The sequence below is a fragment of the Enterobacter cloacae complex sp. IR5401 genome, from assembly GCF_049238425.1.
GTDB lineage: Bacteria > Pseudomonadota > Gammaproteobacteria > Enterobacterales > Enterobacteriaceae > Enterobacter > Enterobacter hormaechei_C.
Genome location: NZ_JBMKHN010000011.1, coordinates 66,044 through 81,957, shown reverse-complemented (window position 1 = coordinate 81,957; position 15,914 = coordinate 66,044). Strand labels below are relative to the sequence as shown.

Here is a 15,914-nt window from a genome sequence, read left to right as displayed (position 1 = left end):
AACGGCTCCCATTGGGAGCCGTCTTTTTAACAACTACTGCATAGCACGTTGGTTAAGCCATCTCAGTTTGCAGACGCATAACCTGACGGTTGACTTCGGACATCACAGACAAGTGCTGTTTGTCCTTCACTTTCGGGATAAGGATTTTGCCCTTATCGAACTCAAAAGCGCCAACATCCTTGATGTACAACCGTCCACGGAACAGGATCTTCACGTACTTCGCCACCTGAAGCGGGTTGTAGCGTTGGAAAATTTTCATTCTTGTATCTCCTGCGAATCATACGCTCTTGCGGTGCCACAATCGGCCCGACTGTCCTGAGCGCAAATTTTGATGCCCAATGACTATAGACCAGAACCTCGTACTTACCCAGTGTGCATAAGTTTATTTACCGTTTGATTACAATTATTCAGAATAATCTTTGCAAAGCGTGATACAGCGCAGTATATGCCGTCGTTTTTGCATAGATATGTGCGTTCGCCCGCAAACTGGCATCGGGATTGCGGGAAAAGCCTATTGATCGCACTTATGATTAAAAGCGCATGACCAAGTGGTCGGATCACCTGCTAACAATAAGGAAACACCATGACCCTACGTAACCTCCTGGTAGCAGCTTGCCTGTTGCTGCCGCTGATGGCTTCCGCACATAACATTGAAAAAGGACAACGTGTCCCGCCGGTCGGCATTGCTGACCGGGGAGAATTGATTCTCGACAATGATAAGTTTAGCTATAAAGCCTGGAATAGCGCGCAGCTTGCGGGCAAAGTGAGAGTTGTACAACATATTGCCGGACGTACATCCGCTAAAGAGAAAAACGCTACCCTCGTGGAGGCGATCAAGGCCGCAAAACTCCCGCACGATCGCTACCAGACCACTACCATCGTGAACACCGACGACGCCATTCCCGGCTCCGGCATGTTTGTGCGCTCAAGCCTTGAGAGCAATAAGAAGCTCTATCCCTGGTCGCAGTTTATTGTCGACAGCAACGGCGTGACGCGTAAGGCGTGGCAGCTGGAAGAGGAGAGTTCAGCGATTGTCGTGCTGGACAAAAACGGTCGCGTAGAGTGGGTTAAAGACGGCGCGCTGACGCAGGATGAGGTGCAGCAGGTGGTTGCCCTGCTGCATAAGCTGCTGACTCAGTAAAGTGACACCCGGAAGCCCGGATTCAGGAATGACTCGCGCGGGGTGTAGTCCAGTGGCTTACCCTGCCAGTCATGCACATGCGCGCCAGCGGCCGCCGCCACCGCATGCCCTGCCGCCGTATCCCAGACGTTCGTCGGCCCGAAACGTGGGTACAGCTGCGCCTGCCCTTCCGCCACCAGACAGAACTTCAGCGACGAGCCAATCGACGTCGTCTGGTGTTCACCCAGCTGTTGCAGATACTCCTCCAGCTCGCTGTCACTGTGCGAGCGGCTGATCACCACCAGCGGAGGACGGGCATCACGCACCTGGATCTGCTTACGCACGCCGCACTCTTCCTTCCAGGCTTTACCTTCCGCCGCGCTGTACATCACCTTCATCACCGGGGCATAAACCACGCCCAGTACCGCTTTCCCGTTTTCAATCAGAGCGATGTTGACGGTGAATTCACCGTTACGCTTGATAAACTCTTTCGTGCCGTCCAGCGGGTCGACAAGCCAGTAACGCTGCCAGTGCTGACGTTCATCCCAGCTCTGGGGCGCTTCTTCAGAAAGGACCGGAATATCCGGCGTCAGGGCCTGCAAACCTTTCAGGATCACTGCATGCGCCGCGATATCCGCCGCCGTCACCGGGGAGTCATCCGCTTTGCTGACAACATCCATCGGTTTCGCACCGTCGTACACCTGCATAATGGCATCACCCGCATCCCGTGCGAGCTGACAAATTTTATCTAACATTCTCCACCTCTTCGTTAACGCAGTGGGCATAACTTATTGTTTTAGTTATATCGTAATGTGAACAATTCCGCTATCTGTGAAGCAATTCTGGTTTCAGCGCCCTTTTTTCTGGCAGCATTCACACTTCTGTAAGCAACAAATACTACATACATATTCTTTTGTGGCTTGGATCGAAAAAAGGACTCCTCAGATGATTAAGTTTAGCGCAACGCTCCTGGCAACGCTGATTGCGGCAAGCGTTCAGGCAGCGACGGTGGATCTCCGTATTCTGGAAACCACCGATCTGCACAGCAATATGATGGACTTCGATTACTACAAAGATACCCCTACGGAAAAATTCGGACTGGTACGCACGGCAAGTTTGATCAACGCCGCCCGCGGTGAAGTGAAAAACAGCCTGCTGGTCGATAACGGGGACTTAATTCAGGGCAGCCCGCTCGGCGACTACATGGCGGCGAAGGGGCTGAAAAAAGGCGAGATCCACCCTGTCTATAAAGCGATGAACACCCTGGATTATGCGGTTGGCAACCTGGGCAACCACGAATTTAACTACGGTCTGAAATACCTGCACGACGCGCTGGCAGGGGCAAAATTCCCGTACGTTAACGCCAATATCATCGACGTTAAGACGAAGAAGCCGCTCTTCACCCCTTATCTGATTAAAGAGACCGAGGTTGTCGACCAGGACGGTAAAAAACAGACGCTGAAAATCGGCTATATCGGTTTTGTACCGCCGCAGATCATGACGTGGGATAAAGCCAACCTCGACGGGAAAGTAACCGTCAACGACATTACCGAAACCGCGCGCAAATACGCGCCGGAGATGCGGGCGAAAGGGGCGGATGTGGTGGTCGTCGTGGCCCACTCCGGCCTCTCGGCCGACCCGTATCAGGTGATGGCTGAGAACTCCGTGTACTATCTCAGCCAGGTGCCGGGCGTGGATGCGATCCTGTTTGGTCACGCCCATGCCGTCTTCCCGGGCAAAGATTTCGCTGATATCAAAGGCGCGGACATCGAAAAAGGGACGCTCAACGGTGTGCCATCGGTGATGCCGGGCATGTGGGGTGACCACCTTGGCGTGGTGGATCTGGTGCTGAATAACGACAGCGGAAGCTGGAAAGTCACGCAGTCGAAAGCGGAAGCGCGTCCGATCTACGACGCAGCGGCCAAAAAATCTCTGGCAGGGGAAGATAAAAAGCTGGTCGACGTCCTGAAGCATGACCACGACGCGACGCGTGAATTTGTCAGCAAGCCGATCGGTAAATCGGCTGATAACATGTACAGCTTCCTCGCGCTGGTACAGGATGATCCGACCGTGCAGGTAGTCAACATGGCGCAGAAAGCCTATGCGGAGCACTATATTCAGGGCGATCCGGATCTGGCAAATCTGCCGGTACTGTCTGCCGCGGCGCCATTCAAAGTGGGCGGACGTAAGAACGATCCGGCCAGCTACGTTGAGGTGGAAAAAGGCCAGCTGACCTTCCGTAATGCCGCCGATCTCTACCTCTATCCCAACACACTCGTGGTGGTGAAAGCCACCGGGAAAGAGGTGAAGGAGTGGCTGGAGTGCTCTGCCGGACAGTTCAACCAGATCGATCCGCACAGCAGCAAACCGCAGTCGCTGATTAACTGGGACGGTTTCCGCACCTACAACTTCGACGTGATCGACGGCGTGGATTATCAGATTGACGTTACCCAGCCCGCGAAATATGACGGCGAATGTCAGGCCATTAATCCGCAGGCAGAACGCATCAAAAACCTGACCTTCAACGGCAAAGCGATTGATCCTAATGCCACTTTCCTGGTGGTGACCAACAACTACCGCGCCTATGGCGGTAAGTTTGCCGGTACGGGTGACAGCCATATCGCCTTTGCCTCACCGGATGAGAACCGTTCGGTGCTGGCGGCGTGGATCAGCGCGGTGTCGAAAAAGGCGGGTGAAATTCATCCGGCGGTGGATAACAACTGGCGACTTGCGCCGATCCACAGCGACACTAAGCTGGATATTCGCTTTGAGACATCTCCGTCCGATAAAGCAGCCGCGTTTATCAAGGATAAGGCGCAGTATCCGATGCAAAAGGTCGCGACGGATGATATTGGGTTCGCGATTTATCAGGTGGATTTGAGCAGGTAGCGATGATTGTGCCGGGTGGCGGCTTCGCCTTACCCGGCCTACCCGCAATCCTCGATCCCGTAGGCCGGGTAAGCGCAAGCGCCACCCGGCATTTCATGCCGCACGCTCGTCCCTATTCGCCATCACCTGCGGCGTATTGACCTCAATCCAGTCGGCCAGCGCGGCCACCTTCTCGCTTACCTCCCGCCCCAGCGGCGTCAGGCTATACTCCACATGCGGCGGCACGACCGGATACGACACGCGATCGACAAACCCGTCATGTTCCAGCGCCTGTAAAGACTGAGCCAGCATCTTCTCGCTGACGCCGCCCATCTTGCGGCGCAGATCGCTGAAGCGATGCGTCCCCTGACGTAACGCCACCAGGATCAGCACGCCCCAGCGGCTGGTTACGTGTTTGAGCACCTCCCGTGACGGGCACTGTTCCGCAAAGAGGTTGCCATCGCGCATTTGCTCGCTGAGCGTTGGTATTGTTGTTTTCATACTTACCTTTTTGTACGTACTTACTAAAAGTTAGTTATGGTGATAGTGTGCCACAACACCAGACAAACACGAAGGAGATTCATCATGATCGCGATTACCGGCGCAACCGGCCAGCTTGGCCAACACGTTATTGAAGAACTGCTGAAAACCGTTCCGGCCAGCCAGATCGTGGCTATTGTGCGTAACCTGGCGAAAGCCGAAGCGTTGCGTCAGCAAGGGGTCGTTGTGCGTCAGGCGGATTACACCGATGAAGCCGCATTTACCACCGCACTGAACGGCGTGGATAAACTACTGCTCATCTCCTCCAGCGAAGTGGGCCAGCGCGCCGTACAGCACCAGAACGTGATAAACGCCGCCAAAGCCGCCGGGGTGAAATTCATCGCCTATACCAGCCTGCTGCATGCTGACAAATCCCCGCTGGGTCTGCACGTTGAGCACGTCGAAACCGAAAATGCCCTGGCGGCCTCCGGCGTGCCTTACGCCCTGCTGCGCAACGGCTGGTACACCGAAAACTACCTGGCAAGCGCGCCGCCAGCGCTGGAACACGGCGTGTTTATGGGGGCCGCAGGCGAAGGCAAAATTGCCTCTGCGACCCGTGCGGATTACGCGGCGGCGGCAGCGAAAGTGATTTCTGAAGAGGGTCATGCCGGCAAGGTGTATGAACTGGCGGGTGATAATGCCTGGACGCTGAGCGAACTGGCTGCGGAACTGAGCAAGCAGAGCGGTAAGCCGGTAACGTATCAGAACCTCAGCGAAGCCGATTTCGCCGCTGCGCTGAAGGGCGTTGGTCTGCCTGCCGGGCTGGCGGAAATGCTGGCGGACTCCGACACCGGCGCGTCCAAAGGCGGCCTGTTCGACGACAGCCATACCCTGAGCAAGCTCATTGGCCGCCCAACCACACCGCTGGCGGAAAGCGTCAAAGCCATCCTGTAGTTGTTAAAAATTGGTTATTTTTTGTGGCGTCCCCTCGGGTCATCTCTGATAATGAAGCGATGACCCACAAGGAGGCTCACTGTGCAAGGCGTACCGGAACAGTTCACTGATGAGAGAGACAGCGCGCGCTTTCGCCATCTGGCGCAGCTGCCGGGCCTGGAGCTTTATCACGCCCATATCTCTGACTACGCCTTCGAGCCGCACACTCATGAAGCCTTCGGTATCGGCACCATCGAAACCGGTGCCGAACGCTTCCGCTATCGCGGTACCCAGCATCTTGCCGCGGAAAAATCCGTCGTGACCATGAACCCGGACGAGATCCACACCGGGGAATCCGCCACTGAAGGCGGCTGGCGCTACCGGATGGTCTACATCGAACCCGACCTGCTGGAAGAGGTCACTGGCCTGCGTCACTGGTGGTTTAGCGACGTCACGCGTCACGATCCGCTGCGCTCGCAACAGATAGGCCAGTTGATTTATGGCCTGTGGCACACGGACGATCCGCTGGCGCAGAAGGGGCTGCTACTGGATTTGATTCAGACTTTTCAGCCGCTGGCCCACCATGCGCCGGTGGTGCAGGAGGCCACGCACCGCTTCGAACGCGTTCGCGACTACCTGCACGACAACTATATGCGCTCGCTGACCCTGGACGAGCTGGCTAACGTTGTCTCGCTCAGCCCGTACCATTTTCAGCGCCAGTTCAAAGCCCATTTCCACGTTACGCCCCACCAGATGCTGATGGCCATCCGGCTGTGGCGCGCCAAAGCATTCCTCACCCATGGCATGCCTGCCGCCGAGGTGGCCGCCGCGACCGGGCTGACCGATCAGTCGCACCTGACCCGCGCCTTCACCCGTCGCTACGGCATCACGCCCGTGCGCTACCAGAAACAGGTTATGCCGCGCTAATGCGCAACCTCATACAATACGCGCCCGTTTTGCCCTCCTACACTGAGCGCAAAGTGAATCAAGATGGATGGAAAAATGATTAGCGGCGTGTTGTATGCCCTGCTTGCGGGTTTGATGTGGGGGCTGATTTTTGTCGGCCCGCTGATTGTGCCGGAGTACCCGGCAATATTGCAGTCGACCGGACGTTACCTGGCGCTGGGGCTGATTGCCGTGCCGCTGGCGTGGCTGGGGCGCACGCGTCTGCGTCAGCTGGGCCGCCAGGACTGGCTCACCGCGCTGGCGCTGACCATGATGGGTAATCTGATCTACTACGTCTGTCTGGCGAGCGCCATTCAGCGCACCGGTGCGCCGGTGTCGACCATGATTATCGGCACGCTGCCGGTGGTCATCCCGGTTTTCGCGAACCTGCTTTACAGCCAGCGTGACGGCAAACTGGCGTGGTCAAAAATGGCGCCGGCGCTGGTCTGCATTGCCGTGGGGCTGGTGTGCGTGAATATTGCCGAGCTTCGCCATGGTCTGGAAAATTTCAGCGTGTGGCGTTACGGTTCAGGGATCTTTCTGGCGTTTATTTCGGTTGTCTGTTGGGCCTGGTATGCCCTGCGCAACGCACGCTGGCTGCGGGAAAACCCGGATAAGCATCCGATGATGTGGGCCACGGCGCAGGCGCTGGTCACCCTCCCTGTCTCGTTGCTGGGCTATGTGGGCGCGTGTGTCTGGCTGGGTAGCCAGCAACCGGCATTTACCCTGCCCTTCGGACCGCGCCCGTGGGTATTCGTCGGGTTAATGGTCGCCATTGCCGTGCTCTGTTCGTGGGTGGGCGCGCTGTGCTGGAACATTGCCAGCCAGAAGCTGCCGACGGTGATACTGGGGCCGCTGATTGTCTTTGAGACACTGGCCGGGCTGCTCTATACCTTCCTGATGCGCCAGAGCGTGCCGCCGTTGCTAACGGCCTGCGGGATCGCGCTACTGGTCGTTGGGGTGGTGATTGCGGTGAGAGCGAAGCCGGAAAAACCGATGGTCGTTCCGGCGTCGGAGGGGTGATTTCTGCCGGGTGGCGCTGACGCTTACCCGGCCTACAAAATAACGCCTCGTAGGCCCGGTAAGGCGTAGCCGCCACCGGGCAAGCCTTTAGAACGTCTCCCAGTTCGCTTCAGACGCCGTTGCTACGGGCTGCGCCTTAGGCGCGTAAGCCTTCACGGGCGCGGCTTTCACCGCCTGGTTGCGGGTGATCTTAAACACCGCCACCGCGTCGTTCAGGCGTGCTGCCTGATCTTCCAGCGCCGCCGCTGCCGCCGCAGACTCTTCCACCAGCGAGGCGTTCTGCTGGGTGACGCGATCCATCTCCGCCACCGCCTGACCCACCTGGTCGATACCGCGGCTCTGTTCGTCGGAGGCCGACGCAATCTCACCCATGATGTCCGTTACGCGCGTAACCGCATTGACGATCTCCGCCATCGTCGCGCCCGCTTCATTTACCAGCTGAGAACCCGCGTTGACGCGTTCGCCGGAATCATCGATCAGCGCTTTGATCTCTTTCGCCGCCTGCGCACTGCGCTGGGCAAGGGTACGCACCTCGCCCGCGACAACCGCGAAGCCACGTCCCTGCTCGCCCGCGCGCGCCGCTTCTACCGCCGCGTTCAGCGCCAGAATATTGGTCTGGAAAGCAATGCCGTCGATCACGTTAGTAATTTGCGCGATTTTGCTGGAACTGGTGGCGATTTCGTCCATCGTCCGCACCACGCCTTCCACCACGTTACCGCCCTTCTTCGCGGTGGAGGAGGCGTCCAGCGCCAGGCGTGACGCCTGACGCGCGTTATCGGCGTTTTGCTTCACGGTAGCGGTTAACTGTTCCATGCTGGCTGCCGTCTCTTCCAGAGAAGCGGCCTGCTGTTCGGTACGGGAGGAGAGATCGTTGCTGCCCGCCGAGATTTCACCCGCGCCGGTGTAGATGGTATCTGCGCCTTCACGCACCACGCCCACCGTGTTGGCCAGCGCAGTCTGCATCTCCTGAACGTTGCGCGCCAGGATCGCCATTTCATTTTTACCCTCAGCCTGAATCGGCTGGGTTAAATCCCCTGCGGCAATGGCGCGGATATGGTTGATCACCTCTTCCAGCGGCAGCAGCAGCACGCGGCGCATCGCAATCCAGCTGGAAATAATCACCGCGATCACCAGCAGCATCACCGCAGAAAGGATCCACAGAATGCGTTTGTAGTCGCTTTCATTGTCCTGGATACCTTTGGCGGTCAGCGCGGCCTGCGCCTCACGCCACTCGCGATAAACCTTTTGCATCGCGGTCTGCTTCTGTTCGGCATTTTGTTTGAACATATCTTCCAGATTGCCCTGCCCCAGCAGAACGTTCATTTGCGTCAGCGTGGCGGAGTAGACGCGGTACTGCTCTTCCAGGCGATCGGCCAGGTGCTCGTCCATACCCGGCGTTTCCGGCAGCGCATAGTATTTATCGTAATGGGTCTGGGCATCGGCCAGCAGGTTTTTCGCGGTATTGACCAGCTCGTTCAACTGCCCGCCGTTAATCTGCGACGCCATGCTGCTTTGCAGGCGCAGCATGCCGCGGTTGAGGGTGACGCGCGCCTGGTTCAGGCTGATCCAGGCGTCGGTAAACTCCGCAACGTTCTGGCTGGAAAGCTGAGAAACGGTGAAGTTCTCTTTATCGTTATTGAGTGCATTAATGAAAATGCCAGCGGAGATCAGCTGCATGATGCCGAGCACAAGCAGCACCGAAATCAAAAGAGTAATGACTTTTATACGTTTAAACATGCGTTGCCTTATTTATATACAGGTATTGTCTGACCTGTATCTATCGGCACGCGCGGCAGGTTGTTTACTGTTTCTCCACCTTTAAAAACTTTCGAAAGCCCTTTTCTGCATTCAATCAGCAAGTTGAAAGCATGCTTTTTTTGTGATCCCTTTCTCGTTTTCACCCTTGCCTCTAAAGGGTTATAGTATCCACTTAAAGATGCATTTAAAATGCATCTTATATTTCTGATGATGAGGTAACTGCTATGGCCTTCCGCGACCAACCCTTAGGCGAGCTGGCGCTCTCCATCCCTCGCGCTTCTGCGCTGTTCCGTAAATATGATATGGATTACTGCTGCGGCGGTAAGCAAACGCTGGCGCGCGCAGCGTCGCGTAAAGAGCTGGATGTAGAGGCTATCGAAGCGGAGCTGGCTCAGCTGGCTGAACAGCCCGTCGACAAAGACTGGCGCACTGCGCCGCTGGCTGAAATCATCGACCATATCATTGTGCGTTACCACGATCGTCACCGCGAGCAGCTGCCGGAGCTGATTTTACAGGCGACCAAAGTTGAACGCGTTCATGCCGATAAACCTTCCATACCGCGCGGCCTGGCGAAATACCTGACCATGCTGCACGAAGAACTTTCCAGCCACATGATGAAAGAGGAGCAGATCCTCTTCCCGATGATCAAACAGGGCATGGGCAGCCAGGCCATGGGGCCCATCAGCGTGATGGAAAGCGAACATGATGACGCCGGCGAACTGCTGGAAGTGATTAAACACACCACCGACAACGTCACACCGCCGCCAGAGGCGTGCACCACCTGGAAAGCCATGTACAACGGCATTAACGAGATGATCGACGATCTGATGGAACACATCAGTCTTGAGAATAACGTTCTGTTCCCGCGTGCATTAGCGGGGGAATAAAAAAGCCCGGCGGCGCTAGCGCTTACCGGGCCTACAACGTCCGCGAACGTAGGCCGGGTAAGCGTCAGCGCCACCCGGCAACATGCTTAACGCATGCTCGCCATACGTTTCTTACCGATAAACAGCCAGCCCAGCCCCAGCGCAATAAACCACAGCGGCGTGACGATCAGCGCCTGGCGGGTATCTTCTTCCAGCGTCAGCAGCACCAGCACGAAGACGAAGAACGCCATGCACACCCAGCACATCAGCTTGCCCAGCGGCATCTTGTAGATCGACTTCTCATGCAGGTGTGGACGCTGTTTGCGGTACACCAGGTATGAGCAGAGGATAATGGTCCAGACGAACATGAACAGGATCGCCGACACCGTAGTGATCATGGTGAACGCGCCGATTACGCTCGGGTTGACGTAGAGCATCACCACACCGCCCAGCAGACAGATGCAGGAGAAGGTCAGCCCTTTCGCCGGTACCGCGCGTTTAGACAGTTTGGCAAACGCGCTCGGAGCAACGCCCTCCTGCGCCAGACCGAACAGCATACGGCTGGTGGAGAAGACGCCGCTGTTCGCGGAAGAGGCCGCAGAGGTCAGCACCACGAAGTTAATCAGGCTCGCGGCAGCAGGCAGTCCCACCAGCACGAACAGCTCGACGAACGGGCTCTTGGTTGGCACCACCGAACTCCATGGCGTCACGGACATAATGACGATCAGCGCGAACACGTAGAACATGATGATACGCAGCGGAATGGAGTTGATCGCGCGCGGCAGGGATTTCTCCGGATCTTTGGTTTCCGCCGCCGTGGTACCGACCAGCTCAATCCCGACAAACGCGAACACCGCAATCTGGAAGCCGGCAAAGAAGCCGCTGATCCCTTTCGGGAACCAGCCGCCGTCATTCCACAGATGGGCAAACGACGCCTGTACGCCGGTTGGCGACTGGAAGTGCGTCAGCACCATCACCAGCCCGACGACAATCAGCGCGATGATGGCGACGATTTTGATCATCGCGAACCAGAACTCCATCTCACCGAACATTTTAACGGTGGCGAGGTTCAGGCTCAGCAGCAGGACAATCACCGCCAGCGAAGCCACCCAGTCCGATAGCCCTGGGAACCAGAATTGCGCGTACGCCGTGATGGCCACAACGTCAGCCATGCCGGTGACCACCCAGCAGAACCAGTAGGTCCAGCCGGTAAAATAGCCCGCCCACGGGCCGAGCAGGTCTGACGCGAAGTCGCTGAAGGATTTGTATTCAAGATTCGAGAGCAGCAATTCACCCATTGCACGCATCACGAAAAAGAGCATAAAACCGATGATCATATAAACGAAGATGATCGACGGGCCGGCAAGACTGATGGTTTTGCCCGAGCCCATAAACAGCCCTGTGCCGATGGCTCCGCCAATGGCAATAAGCTGAATGTGACGGTTCGTGAGATTTCGCCGTAGCGACTGTTCAGACGTCGCCTCTTCTGCGGCGGCGACTTTGACCTGATCTACCATGTGATATTTTCCTGTTTATGCCTGTCTGTGTTGTTAAGGCTCTTCTGGCCTTTATTTACGCCAAATAAATGACGGCCCCTGTGTAAGGACTAATCGATAGTAGGTAAGAATCGGCGGGATGAATACTATGATTTGAATATTATGTTAATAATATGTTGAAAGTGAGTGTCATATCACTCATACAGCGCGAAACAGCTCACAAAAATACACGTAACAGTTTCGTTTGCAATACAAAATGTTGATTCCGTCGTAACTCCGGGTTTTATCGCTATTTTCCTCTCCCCGATCGGAGAGAGGGAAATAAGAAAAACCGATTACAGGATTTCCAGCAGCTCGACTTCAAACACCAGGGTGCTGAATGGCGGAATGGACGCGCCAGCGCCACGCTCGCCGTAAGCCAGGTTGTGCGGGATAGTCAGTTCCCATTTGGAACCTACTGGCATCAGGGTCAGGGCTTCGATCCAGCCTGCGATAACGCCGTTGACCGGGAACTCAGCCGGTTCGCCACGCGCGACGGAGCTGTCGAACACGGTACCGTCGATCAGCTTACCGGTGTAGTGTACGCGAACGTGGTCGGTACGCGCCGGGATTGCGCCATCACCCTGATTGATTACGCGGAACTGCAAGCCGGACTCGGTGCTGTTCACGCCTTCACGCTCACGGTTCTCTTCCAGATATTTCACGCCTTCTGCCGCCATCTCTTCGAAACGCGCGCGACGTACGGCGTCAGCACGTTCGTGGATTTCACGCAGCGCACGGTGCACAACGTCAACCGGCACAGCGGGCTGCTTGCCTTCCAGCGCGTCAGCGATACCCGCCACCAGCGCTTCCGGTAACAGACCTTCCAGGCCGGATTCGCTCAGCTGCTGTCCTACCTGCAAGCCGATGCCGTAGCTTGCCTGCGCTTCGATAGTGTCAAAAGTCGGGGTGGTCATGGGTTTTCCTTCCATCACATTTAAAGTAGCGGGCAGCATATCAGCCATGCCCTTATGGGTAAAACTTTGTCTTAAGTAAAGGTGACAAACTCCGACGAAACGGAAACAATAGTAGCCGTCAGGATTTTCCCTAATATATGTCACGAAAGCTGGCTTTGTTACGCCCATCAGGCAGTTAGCAAACTACACTTCTCAGGACAGGATAAAAAGACGCGGAGCAGGAGGAGAGCCATGCCCGGGCGATTTGAACTGAAACCTACCCTGGCGAAAATCTGGCATGCGCCGGATAACTTTCGCATCATGGACCCGCTGCCGCCTTTGCATCGCAGAGGCATTATCATCGGCGCGTTGCTGATCGTCATCGGCTTCCTGCTTCCTTCCGGCAGTGACAACGTTGATACCGCGCCGGTCAGCCGGAATGCTGAGCTGGATATCCAGTCGCAAAGCCAGCCGCAGCCTGGTTCACAGCCGATGCAGACGCAGCTGGTTACACCGTCTAACGATCCGGGCCAGGTTGCGCCGGTTGAACCTGAACCGGTTCAGGAAGATCAGGAGCAGGCCGCCACCCCTTCAGAGCCACAGGCGCAACAGCCCACCGGCATTGAGCAGCAGTGGCGTTCGTATCGCGTAGAGCCTGGGAAAACTCTTGCCCAGCTGTTCCGCGACCACAATTTGCCAGCAACGGATGTGTATGCCATGGCGCAAGTCGAGGGGGCAGGCAAGCCGCTCAGCAACCTGCAAAATGGTCAGATGGTGCAGATCCGTCAGAACGCCAGCGGCGTGGTGACCGGGTTAACGATCGATACCGGCAACGGGCAGCAGGTACTGTTTACCCGCCAGCCGGACGGCAGTTTCATCAGAGCACGTTAATGGCCCAGGCCGGGTAAGGCGATGCCGCCACCCGGCACTTTTGTTCTCAGGCACGCCGTTTATTCACCCACCAGATCCCCGAGCAGACCAGCACCAGCGCAATCGCGTATTTAATGTCCATAATGTTTTCGCCGAGGAAGATGGCGGAGAGCACCGTCCCTGCTACAGGTATGACAAAGTTGAACGGGGCAATCATACTCACGCGGTTTACTTTCAGCAGCGCGCTCCACAGGGCGAACGCCACGGATGAGAGCAGCGTCAGATACCCCAGCACGGCGACGGCTTTCATGCTGTGCACCTCCAGCGTCCCGCCCGTGGCATAGCCTCCCGCAACCAGTGCCGCCCCGCCTATCCCCAGCTGCCATCCCGTCATCACCGTCGGGTCAACGGTCTGGGAAATGCGTTTCCCGTAAAGCGTGGCCGCAGAGAGAATAAAGGCGGCCAGCACCACAAATCCGTCACCTTTCCACACAAACTGGAACTCACTTAACCCGCTGTGGAAGTTCACCAGCATCACCCCGGCAAAGCCCAGAACACACCCCAGCGTTTTGTTATAGCTGAGTTTGTCGTTGTGGTAGATAAAGTGCGCCAGCAGCACGCTGAAGAAGGTCCCGGTGGCATTCATGATAGAGCCGTTCACCCCGGTCGTGTAGGCCAGGCCGATATAAAAGAAGGTGTACTGGAGGGAGGTCTGGGTCAGTCCGAGGATCGTGAGCTGGCCAAACTGCGTGGGCGTGAGCCTGCCAATCGGTTTTCGCTGGGCCAGGGCAAAAAGCAGCAGCAACGCGCCGGCAAACAGAAAACGGTATCCGGCAAAGACGACTTTGGAGGGGATATCATCGGTCGCGATCTGAAAGAGTTCGTAGCCACTTTTAATGGCCGGGTACGAGCTTCCCCAAAGCAGACAGCAGAGCGTGGCGCAGGCATAGGCCACATTTCGACGGGCAAAGACGGGCGTGGGCAGAGCAGTATCCATGACAAATCTCATAAATAAAATTGCGTTTCAATTTATTATCAGAGAATGCGTCAGGAATAGCGACCTTACAAGAGCAAAAGATGACGCAGGGTCACGCTAAAAAGCAAAACGCCGGCACAAGGCCGGCGCTTCGACGCGAGCAGAGTAAAAAATTACTCAGCTACTACGTTAACAACCAGTTTAGCGAACACTTCGCTGTGAACCTGGAAGTCAACTTCGTGCTCACCAGTGGTACGCAGAACGCCGTTCGGCAGACGAACTTCGCTCTTAGCCACTTTAACGCCTGCCGCAGTAACTGCATCAGCGATATCGCGCGTACCGATGGAACCGAACAGTTTACCTTCGTCGCCAGCTTTGGACGCGATGGTAACGGTGCCCAGTGCGTTGATTGCTTCAGCGCGAGCGTTAGCAGCCGCCAGAACGTCAGCCAGTTTGGCTTCCAGTTCAGCACGACGTGCTTCGAAAAACTCTACGTTTTTCTTAGTAGCTGGAACAGCTTTACCCTGTGGAACCAGGAAGTTACGAGCGTAACCCGCTTTAACGTTTACCTGATCACCCAGGCTGCCCAGGTTTGCTACTTTATCAAGCAGAATAACTTGCATTACCTTATCCTCTTAAAGTCGTATTAATGGACCGTGCCCGATTACTGATGACGATCAGTGTACGGCAGCAGAGACAGGTAGCGAGCGCGTTTGATAGCGCGAGCCAGCTGACGCTGATATTTTGCACGAGTACCGGTGATACGGCTTGGGACAATCTTACCGCTTTCGGTGATGTAGTTTTTCAGCGTTGCGATATCTTTATAGTCGATCTCTTGAACGCCTTCCGCGGTGAAACGGCAGAACTTGCGACGACGGAAATAACGTGCCATATGGCTAGTCTCCAGAATCTATCAAATCAATCTGCTCGGCATGCAGAACCATTTTGCTCAGGCCGTTCTTTGCCTTGTGGCAAGAAATGAACCCCTGAACGATTACTGCGCTACCGACCGTTAAACTGTGAGTAATGGCCTGGTTTTCGTGTCCGCTAATAATTACGGGCATTTGGCACCACGCCTGCCGGTGAAACCCGGCTTCCTCTTGCACAGAACGATGCTCAAGCACGAACTGGCAATGCGGAATTCCTGATGGGCTGACCTTTCGAAGGGGGGTCCTGCACACGGTGCCGGACAACACCAGACGGTTGGTCATCAGAAATTACTCTTCAGAATCCCCAGCATCAGAATCATCTGCGGTTTCGTTTGCGAAATCATCGCGACGCTCACGGCGCTCGTCTTTCGCTTTAACCATCGGAGATGCTTCGGTCACTGCGTGTTTGGTACGCATAACCATGCTGCGGATAACGGCATCGTTGAAGCGGAAGGTAGTTTCCAGCTCATCGATCACTTCCTGCGGAGCTTCAACGTTCATCAGAACGTAGTGTGCTTTGTGCAGTTTGTTGATCGGGTAAGCCAGCTGACGGCGGCCCCAGTCTTCCAGACGGTGGATCGTGCCTTCTGCACCAGTGATGGCAGCAGAGTAACGCTCGATCATGCCCGGAACCTGTTCGCTCTGGTCAGGGTGGACCATAAAAACGATTTCGTAATGACGCATCGAATTGCTCCTTACGGATTATTCAGCCTCC

General features: G+C 56.1%; 18 protein-coding genes. 7 read left to right on the top strand and 11 right to left on the bottom strand.

What is annotated here, in order from left to right; all coding sequences use genetic code 11:
- Positions 1 to 52 precede the first annotated feature (52 nt).
- On the bottom strand, positions 53 to 259 hold the full coding sequence (locus tag ACOTX1_RS16400; protein ID WP_003856054.1) for a DUF1107 domain-containing protein: 207 nt from the start codon (positions 257 to 259) through the stop codon (positions 53 to 55).
- 324 nt (positions 260 to 583) lie between these two features.
- Here ACOTX1_RS16400 and ACOTX1_RS16395 point away from each other — a divergent pair, with 324 nt between their 5' ends.
- A complete protein-coding gene (locus tag ACOTX1_RS16395) occupies positions 584 to 1,141 on the top strand; it encodes a YtfJ family protein (protein ID WP_023315274.1) in 558 nt (185 codons plus the stop codon).
- Here ACOTX1_RS16395 and cysQ read toward each other — a convergent pair.
- Positions 1,135 to 1,875 (bottom strand): 3'(2'),5'-bisphosphate nucleotidase CysQ, encoded by a 741-nt coding sequence (gene cysQ, locus ACOTX1_RS16390; protein ID WP_003856050.1) that lies wholly within the window; start codon positions 1,873 to 1,875, stop codon positions 1,135 to 1,137. The two genes, ACOTX1_RS16395 and cysQ, sit on opposite strands and share 7 nt — an antisense overlap.
- A 190-nt stretch (positions 1,876 to 2,065) precedes the next feature.
- Between cysQ and ACOTX1_RS16385 the strand changes: the two genes are divergently transcribed.
- Positions 2,066 to 4,009, top strand: a complete 1,944-nt coding sequence (locus tag ACOTX1_RS16385; protein WP_023315273.1) for a 2',3'-cyclic-nucleotide 2'-phosphodiesterase — start codon at positions 2,066 to 2,068, stop codon at positions 4,007 to 4,009.
- A 93-nt stretch (positions 4,010 to 4,102) separates the two neighbouring features.
- Here the strand turns inward: ACOTX1_RS16385 and ACOTX1_RS16380 are convergent, their stop codons facing one another.
- Complete coding sequence (locus tag ACOTX1_RS16380; protein WP_022650268.1) at positions 4,103 to 4,489, bottom strand: winged helix-turn-helix transcriptional regulator; 387 nt, start codon at positions 4,487 to 4,489, stop codon at positions 4,103 to 4,105.
- Positions 4,490 to 4,573: 84 nt separating this feature from the next.
- On the opposite strand from ACOTX1_RS16380, the gene ACOTX1_RS16375 reads away from it, so the two are divergent.
- The 3 genes from ACOTX1_RS16375 to ACOTX1_RS16365 all read left to right on the top strand — a co-directional run bounded on the left by ACOTX1_RS16375 (position 4,574) and on the right by ACOTX1_RS16365 (position 7,369).
- Positions 4,574 to 5,422 (top strand): SDR family oxidoreductase, encoded by an 849-nt coding sequence (locus ACOTX1_RS16375; RefSeq protein WP_022650267.1) that lies wholly within the window; start codon positions 4,574 to 4,576, stop codon positions 5,420 to 5,422.
- A gap of 81 nt (positions 5,423 to 5,503) precedes the next feature.
- Complete coding sequence (locus ACOTX1_RS16370; protein WP_023315272.1) at positions 5,504 to 6,328, top strand: AraC family transcriptional regulator; 825 nt, start codon at positions 5,504 to 5,506, stop codon at positions 6,326 to 6,328.
- Between the two features lie 75 nt (positions 6,329 to 6,403).
- Positions 6,404 to 7,369, top strand: a complete 966-nt coding sequence (locus ACOTX1_RS16365) for a DMT family transporter (RefSeq protein WP_022650265.1) — start codon at positions 6,404 to 6,406, stop codon at positions 7,367 to 7,369.
- An 87-nt stretch (positions 7,370 to 7,456) separates the two neighbouring features.
- Here ACOTX1_RS16365 and ACOTX1_RS16360 read toward each other — a convergent pair whose 3' ends face one another.
- Positions 7,457 to 9,106 (bottom strand): methyl-accepting chemotaxis protein, encoded by a 1,650-nt coding sequence (locus ACOTX1_RS16360; RefSeq protein WP_023315271.1) that lies wholly within the window; start codon positions 9,104 to 9,106, stop codon positions 7,457 to 7,459.
- 245 nt (positions 9,107 to 9,351) lie between these two features.
- On the opposite strand from ACOTX1_RS16360, the gene ytfE reads away from it, so the two are divergent.
- Positions 9,352 to 10,014, top strand: a complete 663-nt coding sequence (gene ytfE / locus ACOTX1_RS16355) for an iron-sulfur cluster repair protein YtfE (protein WP_263522403.1) — start codon at positions 9,352 to 9,354, stop codon at positions 10,012 to 10,014.
- Positions 10,015 to 10,100: 86 nt separating this feature from the next.
- Here the strand turns inward: ytfE and cycA are convergent, their stop codons facing one another.
- Together cycA and fklB are read right to left on the bottom strand one after the other, a co-directional pair.
- Positions 10,101 to 11,510, bottom strand: a complete 1,410-nt coding sequence (cycA, locus tag ACOTX1_RS16350; RefSeq protein ID WP_003856045.1) for a D-serine/D-alanine/glycine transporter — start codon at positions 11,508 to 11,510, stop codon at positions 10,101 to 10,103.
- A gap of 314 nt (positions 11,511 to 11,824) precedes the next feature.
- Positions 11,825 to 12,445, bottom strand: a complete 621-nt coding sequence (fklB, locus tag ACOTX1_RS16345) for an FKBP-type peptidyl-prolyl cis-trans isomerase (protein ID WP_008502892.1) — start codon at positions 12,443 to 12,445, stop codon at positions 11,825 to 11,827.
- A 231-nt stretch (positions 12,446 to 12,676) separates the two neighbouring features.
- Between fklB and ACOTX1_RS16340 the strand changes: the two genes are divergently transcribed.
- Positions 12,677 to 13,315 carry an OapA family protein gene (locus ACOTX1_RS16340; protein WP_023315270.1) on the top strand — a complete coding sequence of 213 codons (639 nt, stop codon included), beginning with the start codon at positions 12,677 to 12,679 and terminating at the stop codon, positions 13,313 to 13,315.
- A gap of 46 nt (positions 13,316 to 13,361) precedes the next feature.
- On the opposite strand, the gene ACOTX1_RS16335 is transcribed toward ACOTX1_RS16340, so the two are convergent.
- The 5 genes from ACOTX1_RS16335 to rpsF form a co-directional block, all read right to left on the bottom strand.
- Positions 13,362 to 14,291, bottom strand: coding sequence for a DMT family transporter (locus ACOTX1_RS16335; protein WP_023315269.1), 930 nt, complete (start codon positions 14,289 to 14,291; stop codon positions 13,362 to 13,364).
- A 152-nt stretch (positions 14,292 to 14,443) separates the two neighbouring features.
- On the bottom strand, positions 14,444 to 14,893 hold the full coding sequence (gene rplI, locus ACOTX1_RS16330) for a 50S ribosomal protein L9 (protein WP_003856039.1): 450 nt from the start codon (positions 14,891 to 14,893) through the stop codon (positions 14,444 to 14,446).
- A gap of 41 nt (positions 14,894 to 14,934) precedes the next feature.
- Positions 14,935 to 15,162: a 30S ribosomal protein S18 gene (gene rpsR, locus ACOTX1_RS16325; protein WP_000135199.1), complete on the bottom strand. Its 228-nt coding sequence runs from the start codon at positions 15,160 to 15,162 to the stop codon at positions 14,935 to 14,937.
- A 4-nt stretch (positions 15,163 to 15,166) separates the two neighbouring features.
- A complete protein-coding gene (gene priB, locus ACOTX1_RS16320; RefSeq protein WP_003856035.1) occupies positions 15,167 to 15,481 on the bottom strand; it encodes a primosomal replication protein N in 315 nt (104 codons plus the stop codon).
- Positions 15,482 to 15,487: 6 nt separating this feature from the next.
- Positions 15,488 to 15,883 (bottom strand): 30S ribosomal protein S6, encoded by a 396-nt coding sequence (gene rpsF, locus ACOTX1_RS16315; protein ID WP_003856034.1) that lies wholly within the window; start codon positions 15,881 to 15,883, stop codon positions 15,488 to 15,490.
- Positions 15,884 to 15,914: the final 31 nt, after the last annotated feature.